The sequence below is a fragment of the Nocardioides sp. Root151 genome (genome assembly GCF_001427925.1).
GTDB lineage: Bacteria > Actinomycetota > Actinomycetes > Propionibacteriales > Nocardioidaceae > Nocardioides.
On the sequence record NZ_LMGG01000001.1, the window covers coordinates 1,165,383 to 1,178,822 of the forward strand.

At 69.8% G+C, this 13,440-nt stretch carries 15 protein-coding genes; 7 read left to right on the top strand and 8 right to left on the bottom strand.

The features are described 5' to 3' along the window. Nucleotides 1-28: 28 nt before the first annotated feature. From ASD66_RS05535 to ASD66_RS25500, 6 genes are all read left to right on the top strand, one after another. Nucleotides 29-487, top strand: a complete 459-nt coding sequence (locus ASD66_RS05535) for a GNAT family N-acetyltransferase (protein ID WP_056890255.1) — start codon at nt 29-31, stop codon at nt 485-487. Further along, nucleotides 484-1,773, top strand: a complete 1,290-nt coding sequence (locus ASD66_RS05540; RefSeq protein ID WP_056890256.1) for an MFS transporter — start codon at nt 484-486, stop codon at nt 1,771-1,773. Before ASD66_RS05535 ends, ASD66_RS05540 begins: the two co-directional genes overlap by 4 nt. Beyond that, nucleotides 1,770-3,014, top strand: a complete 1,245-nt coding sequence (locus tag ASD66_RS05545; RefSeq protein WP_056688648.1) for an MFS transporter — start codon at nt 1,770-1,772, stop codon at nt 3,012-3,014. The genes ASD66_RS05540 and ASD66_RS05545 overlap by 4 nt, the downstream gene beginning before the upstream one ends. 10 nt (nt 3,015-3,024) lie before the next feature. Next, a complete protein-coding gene (locus ASD66_RS05550) occupies nt 3,025-3,900 on the top strand; it encodes a 1,4-dihydroxy-2-naphthoate polyprenyltransferase (protein WP_056890257.1) in 876 nt (291 codons plus the stop codon). Nucleotides 3,901-3,938: 38 nt separating this feature from the next. After that, nucleotides 3,939-4,781 carry a thioesterase family protein gene (locus ASD66_RS05555; RefSeq protein WP_056890258.1) on the top strand — a complete coding sequence of 281 codons (843 nt, stop codon included), beginning with the start codon at nt 3,939-3,941 and terminating at the stop codon, nt 4,779-4,781. Between the two features lie 153 nt (nt 4,782-4,934). Continuing rightward, a complete protein-coding gene (locus ASD66_RS25500; RefSeq protein ID WP_268788305.1) occupies nt 4,935-5,060 on the top strand; it encodes a hypothetical protein in 126 nt (41 codons plus the stop codon). Nucleotides 5,061-5,067: 7 nt separating this feature from the next. On the opposite strand, the gene ASD66_RS05560 is transcribed toward ASD66_RS25500, so the two are convergent. Both ASD66_RS05560 and ASD66_RS05565 read right to left on the bottom strand, forming a co-directional pair. Beyond that, entirely contained in the window at nt 5,068-6,180 is a 1,113-nt protein-coding gene (locus ASD66_RS05560) for a PLP-dependent cysteine synthase family protein (RefSeq protein ID WP_056890578.1), read from the bottom strand. Between the two features lie 2 nt (nt 6,181-6,182). Continuing rightward, nucleotides 6,183-6,455, bottom strand: a complete 273-nt coding sequence (locus ASD66_RS05565; RefSeq protein WP_056890259.1) for a DUF4229 domain-containing protein — start codon at nt 6,453-6,455, stop codon at nt 6,183-6,185. Nucleotides 6,456-6,499: 44 nt separating this feature from the next. Between ASD66_RS05565 and ASD66_RS05570 the strand changes: the two genes are divergently transcribed. Next, nucleotides 6,500-6,721, top strand: a complete 222-nt coding sequence (locus tag ASD66_RS05570) for a hypothetical protein (protein ID WP_056688656.1) — start codon at nt 6,500-6,502, stop codon at nt 6,719-6,721. A 41-nt stretch (nt 6,722-6,762) separates the two neighbouring features. On the opposite strand, the gene ccsB is transcribed toward ASD66_RS05570, so the two are convergent. From ccsB to hemL, 6 genes are read right to left on the bottom strand one after another with little or no spacing between them, the layout of a single operon-like run. Beyond that, nucleotides 6,763-7,698 carry a c-type cytochrome biogenesis protein CcsB gene (ccsB, locus tag ASD66_RS05575; RefSeq protein ID WP_056688658.1) on the bottom strand — a complete coding sequence of 312 codons (936 nt, stop codon included), beginning with the start codon at nt 7,696-7,698 and terminating at the stop codon, nt 6,763-6,765. Beyond that, a complete protein-coding gene (locus ASD66_RS05580) occupies nt 7,695-9,227 on the bottom strand; it encodes a cytochrome c biogenesis protein ResB (protein WP_082564158.1) in 1,533 nt (510 codons plus the stop codon). Before ASD66_RS05580 ends, ccsB begins: the two co-directional genes overlap by 4 nt. Further along, nucleotides 9,227-9,976, bottom strand: a complete 750-nt coding sequence (locus ASD66_RS05585) for a cytochrome c biogenesis CcdA family protein (protein WP_056688660.1) — start codon at nt 9,974-9,976, stop codon at nt 9,227-9,229. Before ASD66_RS05585 ends, ASD66_RS05580 begins: the two co-directional genes overlap by 1 nt. Beyond that, the gene (locus ASD66_RS05590) at nt 9,969-10,550 is read right to left on the bottom strand and encodes a TlpA disulfide reductase family protein (protein ID WP_056890260.1); all 582 of its coding nucleotides are present in this window, start codon (nt 10,548-10,550) and stop codon (nt 9,969-9,971) included. The genes ASD66_RS05585 and ASD66_RS05590 overlap by 8 nt, the downstream gene beginning before the upstream one ends. Nucleotides 10,551-10,555: 5 nt before the next feature. After that, nucleotides 10,556-11,230, bottom strand: coding sequence for a histidine phosphatase family protein (locus ASD66_RS05595; RefSeq protein ID WP_056890261.1), 675 nt, complete (start codon nt 11,228-11,230; stop codon nt 10,556-10,558). Continuing rightward, nucleotides 11,227-12,603 carry a glutamate-1-semialdehyde 2,1-aminomutase gene (hemL, locus tag ASD66_RS05600; RefSeq protein ID WP_235529967.1) on the bottom strand — a complete coding sequence of 459 codons (1,377 nt, stop codon included), beginning with the start codon at nt 12,601-12,603 and terminating at the stop codon, nt 11,227-11,229. The genes ASD66_RS05595 and hemL overlap by 4 nt, the downstream gene beginning before the upstream one ends. Nucleotides 12,604-13,440: the final 837 nt, after the last annotated feature.

Sequence of the window (13,440 nt, forward strand, 5' to 3'; positions counted from 1 at the left end):
CCCGCGGCCTCGCTGGAACAATCGGTCCGTGGAACTCACCTGGCTCGGATCACACCACGACGACCTCACCGCCCGACAGATGCACGACCTGCTCAGGCTGCGGCACCGCGTGTTCGTGATCGAGCAGGACTGCCCCGACTACGAGGACATCGACGGACTCGACGTCGTCGAGGGCACGCACCACGTGCTGGGCTCCGACGGTGACCGGCTGCTCGCCTACGCGCGCGTGGTGGCACCCGGCGCGCAGAGCCCGCAGGCCCGCATCGGTCGGGTCGTGGTGTCCGGCGAGGCCCGCGGCACCGGCGTCGGGCACGCCCTGATGCGCGAGACGCTGGCGCTCTGCGAGCGGGTCTGGCCGGGTCAGGAGCTGATGCTCGCCGCGCAGGCGCACCTGGCCGACTACTACGGCCGTTACGGCTTCGCCCCCGTCGGCGAGGTGTACGTCGAGGACGGCATCGACCACCTCGACATGGTCAGGCCGTCATGAACGCGCTGCTGGTGCGCCTGCTGCCCGACTCCGCGCTGGCCCGACGACTGTCCTACCAGTCGGTGCTGTTCGCGATCGGCGAGGGCGTCTTCATCACCGGCAACGCCGTGTTCTTCACCCAGATCGTCGGGCTGACCGCCGCCCAGGTCGGTCTCGGACTGTCCATCGCGGGGCTGGTCACCTTCGTCCTCTCGGTGCCGGCCGGCAAGCTGGCCGACCGGGTGGGGCCGAAGCGCATCTGGTCGATCGGTGCGGTCGCGGGCGCCCTGCTCTACCTCACCTACCCGTGGATCCACGGGTTCATCGGCTTCGTGGCCATCGTGTGCGGACTCGCGCTCGTCGAGGCCGCGGGCGGTGCCGGCCGCGGCGCCTACACGATCGACGTCTTCCCGCGCGAGGAACGCGTGCGGTCGCTGGCGTTCATGCGCAGCGCCCTCAACATCGGCTTCACCCTCGGCGCCCTGATCGGCGGGCTCGCGCTCGCCATGCACGACGACGACGTGATCCGGGCGGTCCCGCTGTTCACCGCCGCGATCCTGTTCGTCAACGCCTGGCTGATCACCCGCCTGCCCGACGCGGCCCACGACCACCCGGCACCACCGGCGCCACCGGCCGAGGTGGTGTCCGCCGGCGCCGACGAGATCGCCCCGGCCGTCGAGAGGCCGGCGTCGACCAGCGCGCTGCGCAACCGGGGCTTCGTGCTGCTCGGCCTGATGAACGGGGTGCTGGGCACCAACCAGGTGCTCCTCAACGTGGTGATCCCATTGTGGCTGGTCACCGAGACCGACGCGCCGCGCACCTTGCTGGCCTGGCTGTTCGGCACCAACACCGTCCTGGCTGTCCTGCTCCAGGTGCGCGCCGCCCGCGGCTCGGAGACCGTCGACGGCGCCCTGCGGGCCACTCGCCTGTGCGCCATCTCGTTCGTGCTCTCGTGCGTGCTGATCATGGTCACCGCCGACACCCTCAGCTGGGTGACGATCCTGCTGATCTGGCTGGGCCACGTGACGATCACCGGCGCCGAGCTGTTCCAGTCGGCCGCGGCGTGGGGCTTCATGGCCGAGCTCTCCGACCCCGATCGCCGTGGCGAGTACCAAGGCGCCTGGCGGCTGGGCAACCAGTTCACCTGGATCATCGGACCCGCGGCGTACACCTGGCTGGCGATGCACTGGGGCATGTCGGGGTGGATGCTGATCGCCGGCCTGGCCGTCGCCGCCTCGGCGATCGCGCACCCGGCCGCCCGGTCCGCCGAGCGCCACCTCCAGCGCGAGGTCGTGGCCGTGCGATGAGCCTGGTGCAGCAGTTCGCGCCGCCGACCCCGCTGGCCGGTCGGCTGTCGGTGCAGTCGTTGCTCTTCGCCATCGGCGAGGGCACGTTCATGACCGGCTCGGCGGTCTTCTTCACCCAGGTCGTCGGCCTCACCGCCGCCCAGGTCGGCCTCGGCCTGACCATCGCGGGGGTCGCCGCCTTCCTGGTCGCCGTCCCCATGGGCAAGGTGGTCGACCGGTTCGGACCGCGTCGCATGTGGGCGGTCAGCGCCGCGGGCCAGGCCGCGATGTTCGCGGTGTGGCCGTTCATCGGCAGCTTCGAGGGCTACGTGTCGATGGCCGTCGGCATGGAGGTGATCGGCGCGCTCGGCGGGGCGGCGTACGGCGCCTACACGCTCGACGTGCTGCCCCACGACGAGCTGGTGAAGTCTCGGGCCTACATGTACTCCGCGCTGAACCTGGGCTTCACCGTCGGGTCGATGCTCGGCGGCATCGCGCTGGCCTTCCACTCCAACGACGTGATCCGCCTGGTGCCGTGGTTCACCACGATCGTGTTCGCGATCAACGCCGTCTGCATCATCAAGCTGCCGCGCGCCCCGCACGACCTGCGCACGAAGGAGGAGCGCGCGGTCAAGATTCCCGGCCCGAGCGCACTGCGCAACGTGGGCTGGCTGCTGGTCACGTTCTTCGTGGGCGTGCTGTGGACCAACCAGGTGCTGCTCAACCTGGTCATCCCCCTGTGGCTGGTCGAGGAGACCGACGCCCCGCGCGTGCTGCTGGCCTTCCTCTTCGGCACCAACACGGTGATGTGCATCTTCCTGCCGATGCTCGCCGCGCGTGGGGTCAAGGACATCCCCACCGCCCTGCGGGCGACCCGGTTCTCGACCTCGTTCTTCGTGCTCTCCTGCCTGATCACGCTCTTCACCCACGACACGATCGGCTGGCTGACCATCGCGCTGGTCTGGCTCGGCCACGTCACCGTGACCGGCGCCGAGCTCTATCTCTCGGCGGCCAGCTGGTCGTTCGAGGCCGAGCTCATGGACCCGAGGCGCCGCGGCGAGTACCAAGGCGCGGCCGAGCTCACCGGCACCCTCGGGCGGGTCTGGGCTCCCGCCGTCTACACGTTCCTGGCCATGGAGTGGGGTGCCACCGGCTGGTTGCTCATCGCCGGCATCGTGGTGGTCGCGACGATCGGGCTGGTGCCGGCCAGCGCCGCGGCCCAGCGACACCTGGAACGCCACGGCGAAGCCGTCCCTGCTTGAATCACTCCTCGTGACGACTCCTGCGCAGTGGATTGCCGGCTCCCGCCCCCGCACGCTCCCGGCTGCCGTCGCCCCCGTGCTCGCCGGCACGGGCGTCGCGGCGTACGCCGACGAGCCGGTCTGGTGGAAGGCCGCGCTCGCCCTGCTCGTGTCGCTGGCCCTGCAGGTGGGCGTCAACTACGCCAACGACTACTCCGACGGCATCCGCGGCACCGACGAGGACCGGGTCGGTCCGATGCGCCTGGTCGGCTCGGGTGCCGCGACCCCGCGGGCGGTGAAGCTCGCCGCGTTCTCGGCGTTCGGCGTGGCCGCCGTGGCCGGACTGGTCCTGGCGATCACGACGGCCTGGTGGCTGGTGCTCCTCGGCGCGGTCTGCATCGTCGCGGCCTGGTTCTACACCGGGGGCAGGCACCCCTACGGCTACCTCGGCCTGGGCGAGGTGATGGTCTTCGTCTTCTTCGGGCTGGTCGCGGTGATCGGGACGACGTACGTCCAGACCGGGACGTTCGAGCTGGCCGCCCTCTACGCAGGTACGGCGATCGGAGCGCTGTCGTGCTCGATCCTGGTCGCCAACAACCTGCGCGACATCCCGACCGACCGCGAGGTCGGCAAGCGCACCCTGGCCGTGGTGCTCGGCGACGCCCGCACCCGCGGCTTCTTCGCGCTGCTGGTGATCGCCGCCGCGGTGGCCTTGGTGGGCGTCGCACTGTCGACGACGTGGTGGGCCTTCCTGGGCCTGGCGTACGTCGTTCCGTCGGCGCGGGCACTCGGCATCGTGCTGGGGCAGAAGGCGCAAGGCCCGTCACTGGTCCCCGTGCTCCAGCTGGCCGGCGTCTCCGAGCTGCTGCTGGGGGCCGGTCTGTTCGTCGGACTGCTTCTGGGATGATGCCCGCCTGAGGCACGCACACCGGAGGAGCAGGGTTCATGGGGCTGGCGTTCTACCGAAATGACGGCGCGTCACTCATGCCGCTGGGGCTCTCCCGCAGCCTGTGGAGCAAGGAGCAGATGCACGGCGTCGCGATCAGCGCCGGTCTGTCCCGGGCTGCCGAGGGTGCGTTGCGCGACCTCGGCCGCGACGACCTGCAACCGGCGCGCTACACCGTCGACCTGTTCCGCCCGGCGATGATGACCGCCAGCACCTTCACCACCGAGGTGGTGCGCGAGGGACCGCGCATCTGCCTGGTCGACGTGGCCATGGTGCAGGACGGCGAGCGGGTCGCGCGGGCCAGTGCCCTGTTCCTCAAGAAGGGCGAGACCCCGGCCGGTGAGGTCTGGTCTCCCGACGAGCGCCCGGTGCCGCCGCCGCTCGACCTCGCCCCCGAGGGCACCGAGCCGCACATCCCGTTCTTCCACAGCAGCGCCGGCTGGTCGCAGGACTTCCGCGCCCACCAGAACTCCTCACGCAAGGCGACCTGGCAGACCGGCGTACCTCCCGTCGACGGCGAGGAGGCGACCCCCTTCACGGCGGTGGCCGCGATCGCCGACGCGACCACGATGGTGACCAACTGGGGCAGCAAGGGCGTGGAGTTCATCAACACCGACATCACGGTCACGCTCGCGCGGCTGCCCGACGGCATCCAGCTCGGGCTCTCCGGGCTCGACCGCGTCGTCCACGACGGGATCAGCGTCGGCACCGCCACGATCTTCGACCGTCGCGGCCCGATCGGCACCACGGTGATGACCGCGATCGCCAACGCCAAGCGCACCGTCGACTTCGACGCGATCGACTATCGCGAGGACGGCTCCCGCAGCTCCCCCGGCGTCTGACCCACGACCCCGCAACCCTCGTGTCGCGAACCGTGCATTCTTGATGCGCGAACCGTGGATTCTTGCGCTTCGAGCCGTGGGTTCTTGGTGCTCACAGCGCAATGACTGCCGGTTCGAGACGCAACATTTGCAGGGTCGTGGGAAAGTGGGCGCATGACGTTCTTCCTGATCCTGCTCGCCGTGATCGCCGCCGGCTTCGTGGTCTACAAGATGCGCGCACCGATCCTGGCCAAGATCCTCGGCCAGCCCCGGTCGCGCATCGAGCGACGCCTCAAGTAGGTCGCGCTCAGGCCGGCGGTTGCCAGGCGCCGGTGCGCCCGAACTCCTCCAGCGTGCGCTCGTACGGCGCGATGTCGATGCCCTGCGCCTCGAGCCAGGTGTCGGAGTAGTAGGTGTCGGTGTAGCGCTCGCCGCCGTCGCACAGCAGCGTCACCACCGAACCCTGTTCGCCGCGTGAGCGCATGCCCGCGATCTGGTGCAGGGCGCCCCACAGCGACGTACCGGTCGAACCGCCGACGAACCGGCCGGTGACCTCGGAGCACCAGCGCGCCGCGGCGATCGAGGCGGCGTCGGGGACGGTCATCATCGCGTCGACCACGCCGGGCAGGAACGACGGCTCCACCCGCGGCCGGCCGATGCCCTCGATGCGCGACGCGGTGCCCGTGGCGTCGGGGTCGGTCCAGCCCTCGAAGAACGCGGAGTTCTCCGGGTCGACCACGCAGACCTGTGTCTGGAGCCGGCGGTAGCGGACGTAGCGGCCGATCGTCGCCGACGTGCCTCCGGTGCCCGCACCCACGACCACCCAGGTCGGCACCGCGTGCCGTTCGCGGGCCATCTGCTCGAAGATCGACTCGGCGATGTTGTTGTTGCCCCGCCAGTCGGTGGCGCGTTCGGCGTAGGTGAACTGGTCCATGTAGTGCCCGCCGGTCTCCTCCGCGAGGCGACGCGACTCGGCGTAGATCGTGGACGGGTCGTCGACGAGGTGGCAGGTGCCGCCGTGGAACTCGATCAGCGAGATCTTCTCCGGCGACGTCGAGCGCGGCATCACCGCCACGAACGGGAGGCCCAGCAGCCGGGCGAAGTAGGCCTCCGAGACCGCCGTCGACCCGGAGGAGGCCTCGATGATCGTCGTACCCTCACCGATCCAGCCGTTGCAGAGCCCGTAGAGGAACAGCGACCGCGCCAGCCGGTGCTTCAGCGAGCCCGTCGGGTGGACGGACTCGTCCTTGAGATAGAGGTCGATGCCCCAGTCGTCGGGCAGCGGGAAGACGTGCAGGTGGGTGTCTGCCGACCGGTTCGCGTCGGCCTCGACCTTGCGGATCGCCTCGTTGAGCCAGGCCCGCTCCCCACCGTCGGAGCGGGTGCCGACCGAGCAGCAGCCTTCCCGCCGCCGGTCGATGCTCACGGGGAGTCCTTGTCGTCCTCGCGTGCGCTGATCTCCTCGAACTTCTGCGTCGCCTTCTCGGCCCGGGTCTGCACGACGCGGGCAAATCGCTCACGCTGCCGGTTGAGCAGGAACAGTGAGGCGAGGCCGGAGACCACGAACGCGATCACCACGGCCCAGATCATGGGGACCCCGTTGTTCGAGACGAGCCCCCAGACACCGACGGTGATTCCGAGGGCTCCGAGGAACAGCGCGATGCGCAACAGGGTGTAGACGATGAACTCCTTCACCCCTTCAGCCTAGATTGCTCGGGTGCAGGCCGTACTCTTGAGGGGTGGGCAAGTTCATCCTCGTCATCGTGCTCGTCACACTGGCGGTCTATCTGGTCGTCCGGCTCGTCGAGACCCGGGGCGCACTCTTCCGGCGCGGCAACGGCGGGTCCACGGCCAAGCCCGAACGCCGCCCCTCCGGCCCGCTCGGACCCGACGACGATCCCGAGTTCCTGCGCGACCTCAACCGCCGCCGTCCGCACAAGGACAAGCCGACCGACGGCTGAGCAGGGCTGCGCCCAGTTGAGCAGGCCGAGCCCGCCCGCCGCTAGATCAGGTCGTACGACGACCGCACCGGCTCCTGCACCACGGACGGGGCGGCGTACGAGTGCTGCGAGCTGCCGCCGAAGAAGTAGTTGATGCCGATGAAGTTGAACCACAGGGTGCCCACGCCGACCAGCGCCACGATCGCGGCGTTGCGGCCCTTCCACCCGGCGGTGGCGCGGGCGTGCAGGTATGCGGCGTACACGACCCAGGTGATGAACGCCCAGACCTCCTTGGCGTCCCAGCCCCAGTAGCGCGACCACGCGTAGTGCGCCCAGATCGGGCCCGCGATCAGCACGGCGAAGGTCCACACCGGGAACGCGAAGGCGTGGATGCGGTAGGAGATGCGGTCGAGCGCGTCGAGCTCGGGCACGCGGGCCAGGAAGCCGGTCGTGGTGTCGGGCTTGCGCTCCTTGACCAGGTAGAGCACCGAGAGGATCCCGCCGAGGGTGAAGGCACCGGTCGCGATCACCGCGGCGACCACATGGATCACCAGCCACGGTGAGGAGAGCGCCTCGGTCAGCGGGACGACCTCCTCGTAGAGGGTCAGCTCGGCGACCATCAGGACGGTCAGCGCGAAGCCGACCACGATCGGGGCCAGCCACTCAAGGCTGAAGCGACCGCGCAGCACCAGGTAGGCGAGCACGAGGACGAAGGTCCCGGTGATCACGAACTCGTACATGTTGCCCCACGGCACCCGGTTCGGGTCGGCGGCCATGCCACGGCCCACGAGCGCCACGAGCTGGACGGCCGCGCCGATCACGGTGAGCAGGAACCCGAAGCGGCCGAACGTGCGGGTCCGCTGGTCGAGAGGTGCGTCGGTCGGCAGCTTGCGCAGCGCCGCCCATTCCACGAGGTGGGCGAGCAGCGCCAGGAAGTAGACGACCGCGACGACCGCCAGCGCCTGGACGCTGAGGTTCTCCCACTGGGTGTTGCTCACGATTTCTCCTCACGCACGTCGCCCGCACGGAGCGACGCGACAATTTCGGCGAGCTCGGTCCCGACCTCGCCACCCCCTGAACGGTCGAGGGCCGCGATCTCGACCACGGTCTCCTCATCCTCACGACGCGCCCGCACCCACACCCGGCGGGGGCGGATGAACAGCGAGCCGAGCAACCCGACCAGGGCCAGGATGACCCCACCGAGCGCGACGCCCTTGCCGGGGGTCTTGCTGATCTGGATGCGCACCCACGGCCGCATGCCCTCGAACGTCACCGATCCGGCGCCGTCGGGGAGCTTCTTGGTCTGGCCGGGGAACAGGTCGACCCGGAACATCGAGCCGTCGTTCTTCTTCAGCTCGGTCATCCGGCTCTTGTCGAGCACGTAGACCGACTGCGAGTCGCCCGAGTCCATGCCGAGGTTGCCGACGTAGGCCAGCATCGAGATGCGCGGGTTGCGGTCGTCGCCGAACAGCGAGACCGGGTTGCCGTCGACGTTGGCGTACGTCGGGTAGAGCAGGCCCTCGAGCCCGATCTGGCGGGGCCGGGCGTCGGGCGCCTTGACCACACCGAACGACGTGAACGTCGCCTGGTCCTCGGGCAGGAAGATCACCGGCCCCGACCACGCGACGTCGCCGTTGCCGTCGCGCACGGTGATCGAGGGGGCGTAGCCGTGGCCGATCAGGAACAGGTCGGTGCCGCCGATGGAGAGCGGGTGGTTGACCTTGAGGTCGTACTCCTTCTCCTCGCCGTCGGGGGTCTCCCGGTAGTCGAGGTGGGCGACGAACTTCTGGGCCATGCCCTTGCGCGGCCCGCTCATCAGCCAGTTGACGTCGAAGTCGGTCACCTCGAAGGAGAACGGCTCCATGTCCTCGGCCTGCATCAGGCTGCCCGGCACGAAGTCGTCGTACTGGGTGAGGTTGTTGGAGAACCCGCCGTCCTTCCACACGATCACGCCGCCCTGGTAGCCGAACAGCGACCCGATCCCGAAGCCGGCCAGCACGATCAGCACCGAGATGTGGAAGAGCAGGTTGCCTGCCTCGCGCAGGTAGCCGCGCTCGGAGGAGACGGCACCTTCGGCGGCGAGGACCCGGAAGCGCCGCTTCCTGAGCAGCACCTGGGCGCGTGCCAGGACGTCGTCGACCGGCTCGGAGGTGCGGTACGTCGCACTGTCCGGCAGGCGGGTGAGATTGCGCGGGGCCTTCGGTGGCGCAGCCCGCAGGCCACGCCAGTAGACCCGGGTGCGGGGCAGGATGCAGCCGACCAGCGACAGGGCCAGCAGCAGGTAGATCGCGGCGAACCACACCGAGTCGAAAACCGAGAACAACCCGAGCTTCTCGTAGATGGGCGCCAGGTCGGGGTGGTCCTCGCGCCACTGTGACGCCTTGAACGCGTCGATGTTGTCCTGCGGGATCACCGAGCCCGGGATCGACGCGAGGGCGAGGAGCAGCAGCAGGATCAGGGCGGTGCGCATGGAGGTGAGCTGGCGCCACGACCAGCGCAGCAGTTCACGGAGGTTCAGGTCGCCCATCAGACGCTCGTCTCGAATCCGAGGATGAGGTGCACCTGCATCCAGTTGACGATCCAGTCCCACCAGCCGGTGACCAGCAGCACGCCGATCACCACGAGCATCACGCCGCCGATGCGGGTCACCCATGCCTGGTGGCGGCGGATGAACGCGAAGGCGCCCAGTGCCCGGCGGTAGGCCAGCCCGGCGATGATGAAGGGGATGCCCAGGCCGAGGGTGTACGCCGCGGAGAGCACCGCGCTACGCGGCACGGTCGCCTCGTTGATGCCCAGGGTCAGGATCGCGCCGAGCGTCGGGCCGATGCACGGCGTCCAGCCGAGGCCGAAGAGGAACCCGAGGAACGGGGCGGCGGCCAGGCCGACGGCCGGCACCTTGTGCACGCGTACGTCGCGTTGCAGCAGCGGGATCAGGCCGACGAAGGCGAGGCCGAGCACGATGACCAGGCAGCCGAGCACCACGGTGATCGTGCGGTCGTACTGCAACAGGGTGGAGCCGAAGTAGCCCGACAGGGCCCCGAGGGCGACGAAGACGCTGCCGAAGCCGAGCACGAACAGCACGGAGCCGGCCAGCATGCGGCCGCGGTGCGCGTCTTCCAGCTCGGCACCGGAGAGGCCGGTCGCGTAGGAGAGGTAGCCGGGCAGCAGCGGGATCACGCACGGCGAGAAGAACGACACGAGGCCGGCGAGCAGGGCGACGGGCAGCGCGATCAGGAGCGACCCCGACATCACGGAGTCCTGGAAGTACTCAGCCATCTTCAGCGACGACCTCGTCGATCAGCGTCTCGAGGGTGCCCTTGCTCGGCATCACGCCGAGCACGCTCGCGGCCACCCGGCCCGACCGGTCGATGATCACCGTGCTCGGCGTGGAGTACGGCGTCAGCGTGCCGTGGAAGGCCAGCAGCGTCTTCGCCGACGGGTCGAAGATCGAGCGGTAGGGCAGCTTGAACGTGCGCACGAAGCCGTTCGCGTTCTCACGGGAGGGATCGCGGTTGTTCAGCCCGAGGAAGACGACGTCGTCGGGGTCGACGCCGTTGGCCACCTCGACGATGTCCGGCGCCTCCTTGCGGCACTCGACGCACCAGGCCCCCCACACGTTGACCACGACGACCTTGCCGCGGAAGTCCTCCAGGGAGAGGTCCTTGCCGTCGAGGTCCTCACCGCTGAGCGCGATCGGCTTGGTGCGGTCGCCCGGCTTCAGCTCGGTGATCTGGCCGTTCCCGGACACGTAGCCCTTGTCGCCGGTGCCCTCGAGGGAGCCGCATCCGGTGAGCAGGAGGCAGCCGGCCGCGAGCGCGGCGATCAGGCGTCGGGTGAGGAGTGCGGGCATGCGGATCAGGGCTTCTTCTCCTCGGGGGCGTTGCCCGCCGAGAACGGGGCCGCCTTGTCCTTGGTGGGGATCAGGTGCCCGGCCGGCTCGGAGTAGGTCAGCGAGACCAGCCGGTCGCCCTCGAAGTTGAGCGAGGTCAGCGAGCACAGGGTGCACTGGCGCTTGCGCGGGTCGTGGAGGAACGAGCGCTTCTCCACGAAGAGCCGGGTGGTCCAGATCGGCAGCTGGTGGGAGACGATCACCGCCTCGTGGCCACGCGCGGAGTCGCGGGCGTCGTACACGGCGGCCATCATGCGGGCGGCGACCTCCTTGAAGGGCTCACCCCACGACGGCTTCATCGGGTTCCAGAGGTGGCGCCACGTCAGCGGGTTGCGCAGGGCGTTGTTGCCCTTGCCGAACGTCTGGCCCTCGAAGACGTTGCCGGACTCGATGACCCGCTCGTCGGTGACGATCTCGAGGCCGCGGGCGTCGGCCAGCGGACGCGCGGTCTCCTGGGCGCGCTCGAGCGGGGAGACCCGCAGGTGGGTGATGTCGCGGCCCTTGATCGCCTCGGCGACGACCTCCGCCATCTCGCGACCGCGGTCGGAGAGGTGGTAGCCGTCCATGCGGCCGTAGAGCACGCCCTTCGGGTTGTGCACCTCACCGTGGCGGAGCAGGTGCACAGACGTCTTCTCGGTCATGGGGTTCCTTCGGTGGTCGGCTGGCCATCGTTGGCGGCGGCCGCGGCACGGGCCGCGGCCGGCAGGGCGTCGAGGACGGTCTGCATGGCGCGGTCGTCGTGCGCGCCGGAGAGGAACCATGCCTCGTACGCCGAGGGCGGCAGGTAGACGCCGGCGTCGAGCATGGCGTGGAAGAACGCGGTGTACGCCGGCAGCGACTGGTCGTTCGCGTCGTCGAAGTTGCGGACCTCGCCGTCACGGAAGAAGACCGAGAACATCGTGCCGGAGGCCTGCACCCGGTGGGGCACACCAGCGACGGTGAGCGCCTCGGCGGCGGCGGCCTTGATCACGTCGCCCGCGGAGGTGATGTGCGCGTAGACCTCGTCGGTGGCCAGGCGCAACGTGGCGAGGCCGGCGGTGGTCGCGATCGGGTTCCCGCTCAGGGTGCCGGCCTGGTAGACGGGGCCCTCCGGGGAGAGCCGGCTCATCACGTCGGCCCGGCCACCGAACGCGGCCGCCGGGAAGCCGCCGCCCATGACCTTGCCGAAGGTGACCAGGTCCGGACGCCAGCCCTCGACCGCACCGTCGAGGCCCCACTGGCCCTGCTTGCTGGCCCGGAACCCGGTCATCACCTCGTCGGAGACGAACAGGGCGCCGTGCTGGGTGCACAGGTCGGACAGGAGCTTGTTGAAGCCCGGCGCCGGCGGCACGACGCCCATGTTGCCGGGGGCGGCCTCGGTGATCAGGCAGGCGATGCGGTCGCCGTGCTCGGCGAAGACGGCGCGGACCGCCTCGGGGTCGTTGTAGGGCAGCACCAGGGTCTGCTCGACGAAGATGTCCGGCACGCCCGGGGTGCTGGAGATGGAGTGGGCGTGCTGGTGCGTGGCCAGGCCCGAGCCGGCCTGGGCCAGCAGGGAGTCGACGTGCCCGTGGTAGCAGCCGGCGAACTTCACGATCAGGTCGCGGCCGGTGAACCCACGGGCCAGCCGGATCGCGGACATGGTCGCCTCGGTGCCCGACGACACGAAGCGGACCTTGTCGATCGGCGTACGGCCGACGATCTCCTCGGCCAGCTCGACCTCGGGCACCGTCGGCGTGCCGTACGACGTCCCGCGCGAGACCGCCTCGGTGACCGCGGCCAGCACCTCGGGGTGCGCGTGGCCGAGCAGCATCGGGCCCCACGAGCAGATCAGGTCGACGTACTCGTTGCCGTCGACGTCGGTGAGCCACGCTCCCGACGCGGAGCGGATGAAGCGGGGAGTGCCACCGACGGCGTTGAAGGCCCGCACCGGGGAGTTGACGCCACCCGGGGTCACCGCCTGCGCCCGGTCGAAGAGCTCCGCCGATCGCTCAGTCGATCGGCCGGTGGAGGAGGCAGGCACAGCAGAAGTCACCGGGTCATTGTCGCCGACCGACCAAATCTGGCCACATCGGGGGTGACCTGCCCTTTTCGCGAAAATCCGGCCTTCTCCGCGTCATGAACCGCCCGCCCGCCCGTTTCCTCCCCGAGGTAGGGAACAGGCTTCTCAATGAACGAGATGCAGATCACGTCGGGTACCGGTGCGTAACCCCGCGTGTCAGACTTCGTTGATTGAAGTGCCTGTGCTTGAGGGAGTGGCAGGTTACGGATGCAGACAATTGGGGAGATTCGCGCAATGAAGACCACACGCTTCGGCGGTGCACAGCGAGCCATGGCGCTCGTTCCGTTGGCCTTGCTGTCGACCGCCTGGACGGCCAGCCTGATCGGCGTCGGTGGCAGCACCATCGCCTCGGCCTCCGACAACGACGGCCGCCTGCCCGACGGCACCTCGATCCCGACGCAGGCGATCGAGGACCCGGCCAGCTACTCCCAGCCCGGCGAGATCGGCCTCGGCGTGCCCCNGTCCGCCGCCCTGGCCGCCTACCAGCGCGCCGCCACGGTCATCAACGCCGCCGACAAGACCTGCCACATCCCGTGGCAGCTGGTCGGCGCGATCGGCCGCGTCGAGTCCGACCACGGCCGCTACGGCAACAACACCCTCGGCACCGACGGCATCTCCCGCCCCGGCATCTACGGCATCGCGCTGAACGGCTCCAACAACACCCAGGCGATCCTCGACACCGACGCCGGCCAGTACGACCGCGACGCCAAGCACGACCGCGCGGTCGGCCCGATGCAGTTCATCCCGCAGACCTGGTCGGTCGTGGGCGTGGACGCCGACGGTGACGCCAAGCGCAACCCGCAAGACATC

Excerpts from the sequence above, each read along its gene's own strand:
- ASD66_RS05585 (WP_056688660.1), bottom strand. The coding sequence starts at position 9,976 with ATGGCTGAGTACTTCCAGGACTCCGTGATGTCGGGGTCGCTCCTGATC.
- ASD66_RS05590 (WP_056890260.1), bottom strand. The coding sequence starts at position 10,550 with ATGCCCGCACTCCTCACCCGACGCCTGATCGCCGCGCTCGCGGCCGGC.
- ASD66_RS05595 (WP_056890261.1), bottom strand. The coding sequence starts at position 11,230 with ATGACCGAGAAGACGTCTGTGCACCTGCTCCGCCACGGTGAGGTGCAC.
- ASD66_RS05540 (WP_056890256.1), top strand. The coding sequence starts at position 484 with ATGAACGCGCTGCTGGTGCGCCTGCTGCCCGACTCCGCGCTGGCCCGA.
- ASD66_RS05580 (WP_082564158.1), bottom strand. The coding sequence starts at position 9,227 with ATGGGCGACCTGAACCTCCGTGAACTGCTGCGCTGGTCGTGGCGCCAG.
- ASD66_RS05545 (WP_056688648.1), top strand. The coding sequence starts at position 1,770 with ATGAGCCTGGTGCAGCAGTTCGCGCCGCCGACCCCGCTGGCCGGTCGG.
- ASD66_RS25500 (WP_268788305.1), top strand. The coding sequence starts at position 4,935 with ATGACGTTCTTCCTGATCCTGCTCGCCGTGATCGCCGCCGGCTTCGTG.
- ASD66_RS05555 (WP_056890258.1), top strand. The coding sequence starts at position 3,939 with ATGGGGCTGGCGTTCTACCGAAATGACGGCGCGTCACTCATGCCGCTG.